At 61.3% G+C, this 13,552-nt stretch carries 7 protein-coding genes; all 7 read left to right on the top strand.

Annotation, left to right across the window (positions count from 1 at the left end; all coding sequences use genetic code 11):
• Positions 1 to 85: 85 nt before the first annotated feature.
• The gene (locus CGLAUT_RS10790) at positions 86 to 3,268 is read left to right on the top strand and encodes an Ig-like domain-containing protein (RefSeq protein ID WP_353959446.1); all 3,183 of its coding nucleotides are present in this window, start codon (positions 86 to 88) and stop codon (positions 3,266 to 3,268) included.
• 345 nt (positions 3,269 to 3,613) lie between these two features.
• Positions 3,614 to 5,827, top strand: a complete 2,214-nt coding sequence (locus tag CGLAUT_RS10785) for an Ig-like domain-containing protein (protein WP_157731368.1) — start codon at positions 3,614 to 3,616, stop codon at positions 5,825 to 5,827.
• A 124-nt stretch (positions 5,828 to 5,951) separates the two neighbouring features.
• Positions 5,952 to 6,911, top strand: a complete 960-nt coding sequence (locus CGLAUT_RS10780) for a hypothetical protein (protein WP_095660734.1) — start codon at positions 5,952 to 5,954, stop codon at positions 6,909 to 6,911.
• Between the two features lie 163 nt (positions 6,912 to 7,074).
• Positions 7,075 to 8,454: a hypothetical protein gene (locus CGLAUT_RS10775; protein WP_095660733.1), complete on the top strand. Its 1,380-nt coding sequence runs from the start codon at positions 7,075 to 7,077 to the stop codon at positions 8,452 to 8,454.
• Between the two features lie 355 nt (positions 8,455 to 8,809).
• A complete protein-coding gene (locus CGLAUT_RS10770; protein WP_290185141.1) occupies positions 8,810 to 11,572 on the top strand; it encodes a DUF5979 domain-containing protein in 2,763 nt (920 codons plus the stop codon).
• 160 nt (positions 11,573 to 11,732) lie between these two features.
• Positions 11,733 to 12,491 carry a class F sortase gene (locus CGLAUT_RS10765; protein WP_290185139.1) on the top strand — a complete coding sequence of 253 codons (759 nt, stop codon included), beginning with the start codon at positions 11,733 to 11,735 and terminating at the stop codon, positions 12,489 to 12,491.
• 185 nt (positions 12,492 to 12,676) lie between these two features.
• Entirely contained in the window at positions 12,677 to 13,477 is an 801-nt protein-coding gene (locus CGLAUT_RS10760; protein ID WP_290185137.1) for a hypothetical protein, read from the top strand.
• The last annotated feature ends 75 nt before the right edge of the window (positions 13,478 to 13,552 follow it).

Below are 13,552 nucleotides of genomic sequence, written 5' to 3'. Positions count from 1 at the left end.
ATTTCTGCCAGGATCCCTGTAAGTTGATTCCATAACTTCTTGGTCATCTTGGGGTTCCGCAACCCCGTTTCCCAACCAGCAGAAAATGGTTCTTCGAATGGATTCTCTTCCCAGGAATACGCACGTGCCTTCAGGGCGGAAAGCTCTTCTCGTTATCCTGACCGTGGTCGCTGTTCTTGCGGCTTGCGTAGGCGGCGCTCGCCAACTTCCGACGGCGGGAGCGCAAAATGCTGCGCCTGTCCAGTTTGGTCAGCCGTCCGTGTCTACGACGGGCGGAAGTCCCATTGCGGAAGGGACTCAGTTGACTGGCAATGATCGCGTCAAATTGACCTTTCCGTGGACTGCTCAAGGGTCGATCCAAGATGGGCAGACGATGACAATCGCTTTCCCGAATGAGATTGCCCTTCCGGGTAGCAATGATCCGATCCCGTTTAGTGTTGGTGGCAATAAGGCTGGCGAGTGCAGGGTTGATGCCGACACCCAAACGCTGAATTGTCGTTTCAACGACTCCCTATCGCGACTGGATGCCGTTTCCGGTTCCATCTCTCTGAATGTAGGGCTGAAAGAAGCCCCAGGTCCGGATTGGGAGTTTGAAACGGAGCCGGGGACCAGCCCGTTATCGCTGGCAATTCCCGGTGGCTCCGTCGCTAAGTACGTTCTACCCGCCGGAAAAGAGAACATTTTCTCGAAGTACGGGAACATCGAGTACAACGAGAATCCGAGGAGCATTGACTGGACCATCATTCTGCCCTCGGAAAGCTTCGTGGATAACGACAACCCCGCCAATGAAGTCGTGATCACAGACAAACTCACTTCCGCCAACCACGATTACGTAAAACCAAGCGGGGCCTTCGTTGCGTACGTCTACCAGCAAAACCCCGATCTTTCGACCGAGGTTTGGCCAAATGCGGACGTGACTTTGACTGATGATGAGCGCGGCTTCACAGCGACGGTCACTCCTCCCGCTGGTGGTTGGAAGCCAGGTTGGGATCTTAAGGTGAGCTATAAGACCGAATACAACGGTGATGGTTACCCGAGCGATGCTGAGGGATTTAATAACGGAGCGCAAGCGCGGATTTCCGACAGTGCAGGCAATGTGCAAACTGATGTTGCCACGGATCGCAACCTTGAAAATCACACCTACGACTCGGCCTCTGCCGCCAATAGTCAAGGCGTTAAACAGGGGGCTTTTGAGATTAGCAAGGTTCTCGAAGGTGATGCGGAATGTGTGGATAGGCTGAGCTCTCAGGCATTTACGGTTCAAATTGCCCTCGATGTAAGGGACTCCGCAAATCCCAATTTCAGTTTTCTCAAGACCGCAGAGGCTACCGGGGGGCAACCTGCCGACGGTGTTTTCGTCTACCAACAGCAGGTCCGTTCTGACGTGGCGGTGAAGGGATACGAATCGCTGCCAGCAAATACAAAAATCACCGTTGAAGAGATTGAACCAAAGATCGAAGGTTTTCAGTTCGGTGTACCTAGCTGGAGCACCGCAGAAGGCGAAATACCCGAAGGTAACGCTGTCATGGTTGGCGGCGACGGCGTTGAAAACATTGCTCTAACTCTAACTAACAAGGTTTTGAACTGTCCGGAGCCGACCAGCGAAGCTGAGCCGACCGAGCCGGCCGAACCGACCAGCGAGACGGAACCGACCAGCGAGACTGAGCCGACCAGCGAGACTGAGCCGACCGAGCCGACCAGCGAAGCGGAACCAACCAACGAGACGGAACCGACCCCGACCAGCGAAGCTGAGCCGACCGAGCCGACCAGCGAGACGGAACCGACCGAGCCGACCAGCGAAGCGGAACCGACCCCGACCAGCGAAGCTGAGCCGACCGAGCCGACCAGCGAAGCGGAACCAACCAACGAGACGGAACCGACCGAGCCGACCAGCGAGACGGAACCGACCCCGACCAGCGAAGCTGAGCCGACCGAGCCGACCAGCGAAGCGGAACCAACCAACGAGACGGAACCGACCGAGCCGACCGAGCCGACCGAGCCGACCAGCGAAGCGGAACCGACCGAGCCGACCAGCGAAGCTGAGCCGACCGAGCCGACCAGCGAAGCTGAGCCGACCGAGCCGACCAGCGAAGCGGAACCGACCGAGCCGACCAGCGAAGCGGAACCGACCGAGCCGACCAGCGAAGCTGAGCCGACCAGCGAGACGGAACCGACCCCGACCAGCGAAGCTGAGCCGACCGAGCCGACCAGCGAAGCGGAACCAACCAACGAGACGGAACCGACCGAGCCGACCGAGCCGACCGGGCCGACCAGCGAAGCTGAGCCGACCGAGCCGACCAGCGAGACGGAACCGACCCCGACCAGCGAAGCTGAGCCGACCGAGCCGACCGAGCCGACCGAGCCGACCAGCGAAGCGGAACCAACCAACGAGACGGAACCGACCGAGCCGACCAGCGAGACGGAACCGACCCCGACCAGCGAAGCTGAGCCGACCGAGCCGACCGAGCCGACCAGCGAAGCTGAGCCGACCGAGCCGACCAGCGAAGCTGAGCCGACCGAGCCGACCAGCGAAGCGGAACCGACCGAGCCGACCAGCGAAGCTGAGCCGACCAGCGAGACAGAACCGACCGACGAAACATCCCCGCGTGCCACCACGCCTGAAGAGCTTCCGGATGATGGAAATGGGACGGGTCAACCGGTGTCTCCGGTTCCACCGACCGGCGGGGCAACGACCACGGCCACCAGCGCAGCCGATACCAACGGCTCTGGTGGAAAACCGGGTGCTCCTTCCACGACTGACGCGCCCGCGCTGCCGACAGGAATTCCTGGTCAGCCTGCACCGGGTGGCGATACTGACGGTTCGAGCGTCAGCCCCTGGCTGCTGCTCATCCCGTTAATCCCGGTCGTCCCAGCAGTGTTGTGGCTACTTGCACAAAAGGGGTCGTCCAACCCGCCTGCTCCGGTCGAGCCTGCACCGCAGCATCCGGAAGAAGTGCAGCCAGCTCCGGGCCAGCCGGTACAGCCTGGTCAACCCGTACCTGGCCAGCCTGCTCCGGTCCAGACCACTCCGGGCCAGCCGGGCCAGCCGGTACAGCCTGGTCAACCCGTACCTGGCCAGCCTGCTCCGGTCCAGACCACTCCGGGCCAGCCGGGCCAGCCGGTGCAACCTGGTCAGCCTGGACAGAGCCAACCTGCCCCGGGTAAGCCGGTTCAGCAGCCAGCGAAACCGGGCGAGCGTCAGCAGATCAAGTCTGTGCCGTCAGGGGCAACGGAGCTGACTGGGGGAGTGGAGCGCTTCATCGCGTAGCCTCAACCGAAAGCGACAAAGAGACCGCAGCATGTTCGTGCAGCGGTCTCTTTCGTTTTGGGCGCCGCAGCAAGTGGAAAGCTGCGCCGGGATGCCGGAGTGCTTGTTGATCGGTCACTGATCGGGGGTGATTTGGGGAGGGGATTTGAGAAGTGGGGTTCGCGTGGGCGTCGTTAAGCAATGGCCCTAGCTGGGGGTTCAGAAAACCTTGGAATTTGCTTACGATTGTTATTGCATTTCTTCAGGCATTGCCACATAATTGTCCGGTCACTGCTTAAGGTCTGAAAATTTGATTCCATTTACTGACCTTGAACTGACCCCTAGACGAATGTAGAGGAGAGCCGCGTGAACTTGAATAGCGCGTATGCAGGCCGCCCCGGCCTGAAGAGAATGCTGATTGCCGTGGTGACGGTAATCGCGCTTGTGGCGACAACGATGTTTGCCATTAAGAACGCGCCGACCGCTGGTGCACAGGATGCTGAGCCGACGGCGGGCGCATCGGAGACTCCAGCGGCAGAGGCGTCGCAGGCCGGTGAAGCCTCGAAGTCCCAGACCCCGGAACCGGCTGCGGAAAAGCAGGCTGAGGGTGGTGCTGCGCCCGAGACTGGTGCAGCAGCCGCTTCCGAAGCCGCGGACAGCTCGTCCGCCGCGGCTCCCTCGTTTACGGGGCTGAAGCCGACGGATAACTCGAAGGTGGCCATCACCAGCATCGCCATCACTGAGGGTGAGGGTGCGAAGAAACGCGGCGACGGCGCGCTGTACCAAAACCAGCCGGTCGGGGTCAAGATCGAGTGGGAGGCAATTGGCCAGGTGCAGGAAGGTGACTCCTTCACGCTCAAGTTCCCTAAATTCTTCCCCCTCACCTCTGCAATCGAGGCAAAGCTTGTCGACGACACGAGCGACCTCGACGGCGGCAACTGCGTCCTCACCGACCAGTTCACCTTGACCTGTACCTTCAACGACAACTTCAAGAACAAGGACCAGGTTCACGGCACCGTAGCCTTCCAAGGTCAGCCCCGTGCGAATGAATCCGGCACCGTAGACATCGAGATCACCGACGGCGCGAAGGCGCAGCCTCGCACCCAGACCGTGAACATGCCGAAGGTCATCCCGGATCTGACCCGCACCCCGGAAAGCGACTTCCGCAAGGCTGGCGAGGTGCAACCAGACGGTAAGACCATCGAATGGGAGGTCTGGATCCCGTACGGTCTCTTTGCAGACCAAGACAGCATTGTCATCACTGATTCGCTCACCGGCAGCCACGCATACAGCGGCTCCTACAACGCCATTCAATACGGCGAGAACTGGACCGGCGCAGATGCGTTCCGTCTCCCGGATGCAAGCATCGACGCCAAGATTGCTGAGGACAAGAAGCAAGCGACCTTCACCATCCCGAAGCCAGCTGACGGCTGGAAAGAGGGTTGGGACCTGCGCTTCTGGTACCGCACTACCTACACCGGTGAGGGGCTGCCTGCACTCGGGACGACCTTTGGTAACACGGCATCTGCGTTTGACAAGACTGCCGAAGGCACTGCCGCATACAACGCGGCCATCAATGCGACCATTCATGGCGTTGACCGCGGCTCCTTCGAGCTGACAAAGGAACTCGACGGTGATGATCGCTGCGAGAAGGAAATCGCCGGCCAGGAATTCACCGTTCAGGTGACCCTGAATGTGAAGGATTCTGTGAACCCGCGCTTCGATTTCCCTGGCACCAAGGAAGCTAAGGGCGGCGAGGCGAAAGACGGCGTGTTCACCTACACCGACAAGCTGGTTGTGGGTACTGCGCTGAAGGGGTACGACTCCCTGCCGAAGAACTCCACAGTCACTATAAGTGAGGTCGAGCCGGCTGAGGTCGAAGGTGTCGAGTGGAAGCCCGTGCGCTGGAAGGTCAACGGTAAGGAAGAGACCGGCGACAAGGTCACTGTGACTATCGCAGGTGAGCAGGCCCAGAACGTAGCGGTGACCATTATCAACCCGTACACCTGCGAGCCGCCGACCCCGCTGACCCCGCTGGCCCCGCCGACCACTTCCCGCGAAACCACCACTTCGACCGAGCCGACCACGTCCCGCGAGACGACCACTTCGACCGAGCCGAGCTCCTCTAGCGAGACCACCACTTCGACCGAGCCAGGCTCCTCCACCGAGACCACCACTTCGACCGAGCCAGGCCCCTCCACCGAGACGACTCCGTCCACCGAGACGACGCCGACCACTCCGGGTGGGTCCAGCGACGCTAGTTGGCTGCTGCTTCTCCTGCCGCTGATCCCGCTGGTGCCCGCAGCGCTCTGGTTCCTGGGCCAGGACGCTCCAAAGCCAACCCCGGCTCCGGCACCTGCCCCGGCTCCGAAATCTGAACCGGCATCAGCACCTGCTCCGGCGCCGAAGTCCGAACCGGCACCGGCCCCCGCACCGGCACCCGCGCCCGCACCGGGCCAGTCCACGCCGGCGAAGAAGCCTGCCCCCGCACCGGCTAAGCCGGGCGAGCGCAAGCAGATCAAGTCCGTGCCGTCCGGCGCGACTGAGTTGACCGATAGCGTCGAGCGCTACATCGCGTAAGCCGCTCGGTAAGCTGCCATGGAGGCCCAGCACGTAGTTGCTGAGGCCTCTTTTCGCATTCCAATACCCGCCAGCACCCTCGCGAAATCGACCTAGACCAAATCTCCGCGTAATCTACACAACCGTGTCAAAACGCCCCCTCGCGATCGCGGCCGCAATCCTTGCCGCGCCGCTGCTGCTCGCAGGCATCTCCAGCCAGACGCCTGGTGACCTCACGCATCCGTACCGCGACCGCGGCGAGCGTTTTGAGTCCAACTATGGTTTCCCCACCGTCAACTGGGCGGGCTACGAATGGGGCGTCCGCGAGACCAATTCCACGATCCACTGGGGTGATCCCCAGGCGGAGGACCCCGCAGACGGTCAGAAGAAGTGGGTTCAAGGCGCAACCGTCCAGCCAAACGGCGATCTCAGCATCCGCACTGAAGGCATTGCGGGCGGCGTCGAGCTCAACCTCGTCGAATCCACCGGGTATGGCACCTATACCTTTACGTACTCGGCCGACTTCGACGAGATGGACCCGCATACCGTCCTCGGCATCTTTCCGTACGACATGGCAGAGATGGAGCTCAACACCTACGACGAAGTCCACGTCAACTCCGCCGGCTCCACGGAGCTCGACTTCATCGAGATCAGCCGCTGGGGCGACACATCCCTTCCGCTCCCACGTGGGGGAGTGACTTACTACCCCGACGCCCGATTCAATAACCGTCCCGACGATTACGTCATCGACCGCTTCGACATCCCGCCCGGCCGCCAAACCCTCACCACCGTCGCAGAGTGGGAAGAAGACTCGCTCCGCGTCACCACCACTACCGAGGACGGCACCGTCCTATCCAGTGTCACCAGCACCGTCCGGGTCCCAGAAGACACCGGCACGCAGCAGCTCCGCGTCAATCTTTGGGTCACCAGCAGGAACACAGAGCTTATCGACGGCCAACGTGCCTTCACCACAGCCGAGCCTGCCGAAGTCACCTTCAGTTCCTTTTCTTACAATCCAAAGCGCGCCCGCGAGCCGGCAGAGCAAATCGATGCCGAGTCGGGTGATTTGCCCATTACCTGCCGGATCGGGCTCTTCGGGTGCTAGCTCACTAGCTGTTTTGTCATAGAAGTTGAATCCCGCGACTGCGTACCTTATTCTGACTGAGAAAAAGATAAGCGATCAAAGCGAATCTTAAGGTGAATCTCGTTCCGTTTCCGTCCAGCTCGGAGGCGGTTTCGGGTGTCTTTGGCCAGAAAGGGCATCGTCGATGAAGCAACTGAAACCCATCTCCATCGCGGCAGCAGTCGCCTTGGCTGTCACTCTGGGGGCATACCCCACGCACGCGTCTGCTGACGTGCCGGCGCACATCCAGCGCACCGGTCAACGCTTCAGCACCTCGTATGGGTTCCCAACGTTCAACTGGTCTGGCCATGACTGGGCTGTCCGCCAAACGGATGGTGTCATCGACTGGGGTGGTCCACAGGCTGCGGATCCGGCCGACAACCGAGCGAAGTGGGTGAACGGCGCGCGGGTGCTGCCGAACGGCGATCTGCAGATCCGCAACGAGGGCATTCGCGGCGGCGTGGAGATCAACGCAGTCGAGTCCACCGGCTACGGCACATACACCTTCGAGTACTCCGCCGACTTCAACGACATGGATCCGCACAACGTACTGGGTATTTTCCCGTACGACATGGCGGAGATGGAGCTTAACAAGGCTGCCGAGGTGCACAAGAACAGCCACGGTTCCACCGAAATCGACTTCATCGAGATCAGCCGCTGGGGTCAGGTCTCCCGCCCGCTTCCCCACGGCGGCGTGACCTACTACCCGGACACCCTCTGGGGTCCATCGCGTTACAACATTGACCAGTTCGACATCCCGGCCGGCCAGGTCACCCTCCAGACCATCGCGGAGTGGGAAAAGGACTACCTGCGCGTCGTCACCAAGACCGAGGAAGGCGAAGTGCTTTCCGACGTCACCTCGACCACGCGCATCCCCCGCGACACCGGCACCCAGCAGTTGCGCATCAACCTGTGGACCACCGAGTCCAACAAGTCGTTCTTTGCCGGCAAGCAGGCGTACCAGCACGCCGACGGCGACGAGATCACCTTCCATGATTTCTCCTACTCTCCCGAGATCGGCGTTGCCGCCAACCGGGCTGTAGCGAACCTGCCTATCGAGCAACCTCCGGCCCCGCAGCCGCCAGCCCCAGAGGCTCCGGCCCAAGAAGCTCCAGCACCGCAGCCGCCCGCTTCTCTGCCGTCGGCACCAGCGCCAGCAGCCCCTGCTGACCGCGTTGCTGTTCCCCCAGCCCCGGCACCTGCTCCAGCACCAGAATCTGCTCCAGTTTCAAGCCCTGCGCACGACCCTGCTCCAGCAGCGCCTCCTGCACCGGCACCAGAATCTGCCAGGGAAGACTTGCACGAAAATGTGCCGCAGATCGCCCCTGAATCGGATCTATTCGATCCCGCTACTCAGGCGGCTGCCGATCGAGACGAGGATGTCAAGGCGGCCGAGGATGGCAAGGATAGAAAGCCATCGGATCGTAAGCCGGGACAGGCCACCTTCTACTCTTGGCTGTTCGCTGACCTTAGGAGCTACTTCGGCGCAATCAGCAACCTCTTCATCCGTTTCGGCCGGATGTAGAGAGCCGAGGCGAGATCCTAACCATGTGGGCTCGAGGGCGGGGCCTGGGTCGAGCGGACCGCCCTGCTTACGGGCCTCCAGACCAGGGTGGGGGTGTCCTAGCTCTAATGGCTCCACTGGCCAGACAGGTGTCCTCAACTGGTGTCTTGAGCGGAAGTGGTACCGCTCTTGGGGGGGGGAAATTGGGGCAGCTACCATCGCGTAACGTTGCATGATGTATCAACACTGTTAAGATTCTGTGAAGTCTCTGCCCTTTGTAAACCTATCTCGGCCAAGGACGGAGCAACTTCCAGCCCACGCTGAAGCCCCTCTCCAGTAATGGCTGTAGACCCGACTCGAACGAAACGGAGTGAACATGAACGATCAGCGTGCAGCCGGCATGTCAGCCGGTCTGCGCCGAACACTCATCGCTTTGGTGACAGTTGTCGCCATAGCGTTGGCGGGTGCGTTCGGCTTGAAACAACTACCGATGGCGAAGGCCGATCCGGTGGACGTCACCATCTCTGATGTGAAAATCACCGAGCATCGCGGCGAGCCAGAGGTCGTCGAGGGCAACGTCGTCGACGTTCGCATGAACTGGGAAGCCAACGGCCCCTTCAATGCAGGTGACACCTTCGAGGTGGACTTTCCGGAGACCTTCAAACCGCAGTCGATCGATTCGTTCGATCTCACGGATGAAAACGGGGCGGTCGGCGGTACATGCTCTGTGGCATCTGGCGCCCAGACCCTGGTTTGTACGCTGAACGAAGAGTTCGTTGGTAAGCAGAACGTCAACGGCCTCATTGGTCTGCGCGCACAGGCCGAGGCTGCCTCTGAAGACGAGGACTTCCCGTTCACCGTCAGGGGCAAGCAAGAGAGCACCCCTGTCGCGAACGTGCCTGGCGGCGTGAAGGAGAAGGGTGAGATCACCGACTACACCGGTGTGGAGAACCTGGAGAAAAGCGCCCACATCGCTTCCCTGAGCGACGAATACCTGATCTGGGACATTCTCATCCCTTATGAGTCCTTCAAGGACGCTGACCAGATCGTGATCACGGACACGATTCAAGGCTCCAACCACAAGCACGTGGATGCCGAGGCACCGGACGGTACTAAGCGTGCGGGCGCAACCCAGCGCGATGCTCAGAACCAGCAGTCGTACATGAACGAGAACTTCGAGATCGTCAGTGACCAAGAGCTGCGAATCACCCTTTCTCCGTTCAAGGCAGGCACCGTCGACGGCAACGGCAAAGAATACGATGGCACCTGGGAAGAGGGGCAGGACATTTACCTGACCTACTGGACCCAGCGCCTGAACGAGGTCACCAAAGAAGGTGACACCTACTCCAACAACATCTCGGTCAACGCTGACGGCAACGTCACTGAAGCCTCCGCCAGCATGTTCTGGAACACCGACGGCTTTGGCACCATTGAAGGTGTCAACACTGGCTCCTTCTCACTGACCAAGACCGTTGAGGTCGAGGGGGAAGAAAACTGCGAGGCCCTCGAGGGTGCTCGCTACCCGGTTAACGTCACCATCACCCTGCCGACAGGCTTCGAGGAGAACATCTACAAGAACAGTGAGGGCCGCGGTAACCGAGACGGCAACGTGATCACCTACACCGATTACGTGCAGGACGGTGCCACCATCACCGGCTACGACAGGTTGCCGGCTGGCACCACCGTCGAGTTCAGCGAGGCGCAGCCGGAGATCGAGGGCGTGACATTCCAGGAGCCCGTATTCTCCGAGCAGAGCGTCACCATCGAGGACGAAAACTCCTCCAACGTCGCCGTCACGCTGACCAACCCGGCGCAGTGCACTCCTGAAACCCCCGCTACCGGCGGCTTCACGGTGAACAAGGTCGTCGAGGGCGTTGACGAAGCAGATGCTGAGGCATTCAACAACATCCAGTTCCCGATCACGGCCGCGATCACCAACGCCGAGGGCGAGTCCCTTGACCCGGTTGAGGGCTCCATCTCTGTAAACGGCGAAGAACTCGCCGGTGAAGCACCGGTTGGTGCAACCGTTGTCATTACCGAGGGTGAACCGCAGGGCGAGCTGCCGGAGGGTTACACCTTCGAAGGCGCGACCATCACCATCGGCGGCGAGGAAGTCAACCAGTTCACCATCGCCGAGGGCGAGGAGACCAACGTCGCCGTCACAGTTACCAACAACTACGTCAAGGACGACACGCCGTCCTCCTCCCCGGAGAGCTCTACGCCGGAGACGTCGACTGAGACCACTTCGGCTACCCCGGGGGAGCCTATTCCGCCGGGTACGCCGTCTGAGTCGACCACGCCGTCTGAGTCGACCACGACGACTGAGTCGACCACGACGCCGGGTACGACGACCACGACGACTGAGTCGACCACGACGACTGAGTCGACCACGACGACTGAGTCGACCACGACGCCGGGTACGACGACCACGACGACTGAGTCGACCACGACGACTGAGCCGACTACGACGACTGAGTCGACCACGACGCCGGATACGACGACTACGACGTCTGAGTCGACCACGACGACTGAGTCGACTACGACGACTGAGTCGACCACGACGCCGGATACGACGACCACGACGACTGAATCGACCACGACGCGCCCGAATGTTCCGGGTGTGCCAGGTGTTCCGGGAACTGGTACGCCGTCGTCGACTCCGAGCTCGACCACGTCGTCGTCTAGCACTACGGCTCCGACGTCGCCGACTCTGCCGACCACGCCGAAGACCCCGGGCGACACCCCGGATGGTTCAAGTGAAGTGCCGTGGTGGCTGGCGCTGATCCCGCTCATTCCGCTGGTTCCGGCTGTGATCTGGTTCCTGGGCAAGGACGGCTCTTCTCAGCCGGCACCTGTCCCAGCTCCGGCCCCTGCTCCGGCACCGGGTCAGCCTGCACCGGGTCAGCCTGCACCGGGCCAGCCTGCGCCTGCCCCAGCTCCGGCCCCTGCTCCGGCACCGGGTCAGCCTGCACCGGGCCAGCCTGCGCCTGCACCGGGCCAGCCTGCACCGGCACCGGGCCAGCCTGCCCCTGGTAAGCCTGCACAGCAGCCGGCGAAGCCGGGCGAGCGCAAGGAGATCAAGTCTGTGCCGTCAGGTGCGACTGAGTTGGTTGATGGGGTTGCGCGCTTCGTCGCTTAGCAATCTCCCTTGAGACCGCATGAAAGCGGGCTGGCAGCAACCACTGCCGGCCCGTTTTCTGCTTGCCGTCCACTAATATCTCTATCCGTTATGGGCGCGCTTCAGCTGAAGCAGCCCAGTAGACCTTTAACCCCGAACCGACGCGTGAGGACCTAACTACATGAGTACCGCTGTGCCCAACCAAGACCCGAACCCCGATGCATTCGATGCTGCCGCAGGGGAGGAGGCGAGCGCGGCCAAGCCGCGTCGGAACTGGATTCTCCCGGTGGCCCTTATTGCCGTCGCGGCGCTGTTCATTCTCTCGCTGGTCTTCATGCTCGGCGGCAAAGACTCCGACGAAGCCTCCGGCGACCTGTCCACCGCCGAGCAGCAGGCCGAAGGTGCGGATACCGAGGCGCCAGCGGAGGGCGGTTACGTCGACGATTCCGGCCAGCAAGAGCAGGAGCTCACCGCGTTCCCGACGACGGTTGACGATGTTGACGAGATGACCTTGTCACTCGGAGGGGACTCAGCACCCATCGACTTCGTGCAACTCACTGTCGACGGCACCTTGATCCCGCCGGAGGATGTCTCCCGACTGGGTTGGTACGTGGAGTCCGCTGTGCCAGGTTCCCAAGGCGGAGTTGGCTCCACCGTGATCACTGGACACGTGAACCATCAGACCCAGGGCCAGGGCTTCGCGTACAACTTCACCCAGCTGAATGTCGGCGACACCGTGACTATTGACGTTGACGGTCAACCGGCGAAGTACAAGGTGACCAAGGCACCGTTCCGGGTGGCAAAGGGTGAGGACATGCCGGCCGAGGTGAACGACACCAGTGGTGAGAACACGCTGGTGTTGATTACATGCGGCGGTGAATTTGTGGGTGGAGCACTGGGCTACGCCGACAATATTTTTGTGATAGCAGAGCCCGCGTAGCCCTTTTGACGTGGTGTTTCAGGGAAATTCCAGCGACGCGCCGAAGGGAAATGGCTTCCTTAACCCCCGAAGAAATCATAAGAGATCTACAATGTAGCTCGTAGGCTTTATCCAGCTTGGGTCTCACAGCGAGTGTAGCTGTGCGGAGTCTTGCAGGTCTTCACAAATTTCCTGAAAGGGTTTCAATGTTCAAGAACTTCTCCCGCCGCCAGGGCACCGCAATCGCCGCAGCTGCTGTCTCCGCAGCGCTGCTCGCGCCGTCTATCTCTCCGGTCGCAGACGCGCAGGACCAGGGCTCCGCAAAGAACGAGGGCAGCAGCAGCCTGTCTACCGTTGTTGTTCCGGGTTCCTCCGAGGGCGAGAACAAGGGCTCATCCATTAAGCGCAATGAGGAGGACGGCTCCTCCATCTTTACGCCGGCAAACCCGACCAGCTACGCTCGCCCGTCCGACAAGGATGTCACCAAGCGCGTCGAGGGTGACAAGAACGTGGACGGCGAAAAGTGCGCTGGCTACATCATCGGCTATGGCATCCCGCTCGCAGCGCTGGTACCGTTCGCGCTCGCTTCCCAGCTCGGCCTGGGTGGCTTGGCCACCATCAACGAGCAGTTCAACCAGCAGATCCGCGACGCCAACACCCAGCTGCAGCGCCAAGCTGGCATCCTCAACGAGGATCTGGCTCGCCAGGTTCAGGCCGTGGACAGTGCCCTGGAGAACTACGGCTTGAACCTCACCTCCGCAATCGTCGGCTTGGCAACCACCGCTGCCGCAATTGCAGCAGCTGCATCCATCATCAGCGCTTGCACCCCGCCGGCTGAGGGCGGCTCCTCGATCCGCGACATCAAGACAAAGAAGACCGCCACCCCGGCGGCGACTATCTCTGCCTCCGAGAGCCCCTCCAGCGAGTCCTCGTCGTCGTCCTCTTCGGAGACCACCTCCAGCTCCGAGTCCTCCTCCGCCGAGCCGACCGCTTCTGAGAAGAACTAAGACTCTGTGGGCGCAGGCTTCCGCGGAGGCCTAGCCGAACTCTGAAGCGCCACGACCCCCGCGCCCGTGCGACGA

Source organism: Corynebacterium glaucum (assembly GCF_030408855.1).
GTDB lineage: Bacteria > Actinomycetota > Actinomycetes > Mycobacteriales > Mycobacteriaceae > Corynebacterium > Corynebacterium glaucum.
This window is presented reverse-complemented; position numbering and strand designations above follow the sequence as displayed.

What these genes read in the sequence shown, in the direction of transcription:
- CGLAUT_RS10775 (WP_095660733.1), top strand. Translation starts at nt 7,075, where the DNA reads ATGAAGCAACTGAAACCCATCTCCATCGCGGCAGCAGTCGCCTTGGCT.
- CGLAUT_RS10760 (WP_290185137.1), top strand. Translation starts at nt 12,677, where the DNA reads ATGTTCAAGAACTTCTCCCGCCGCCAGGGCACCGCAATCGCCGCAGCT.
- CGLAUT_RS10765 (WP_290185139.1), top strand. Translation starts at nt 11,733, where the DNA reads ATGAGTACCGCTGTGCCCAACCAAGACCCGAACCCCGATGCATTCGAT.
- CGLAUT_RS10770 (WP_290185141.1), top strand. Translation starts at nt 8,810, where the DNA reads ATGAACGATCAGCGTGCAGCCGGCATGTCAGCCGGTCTGCGCCGAACA.
- CGLAUT_RS10790 (WP_353959446.1), top strand. Translation starts at nt 86, where the DNA reads ATGGTTCTTCGAATGGATTCTCTTCCCAGGAATACGCACGTGCCTTCA.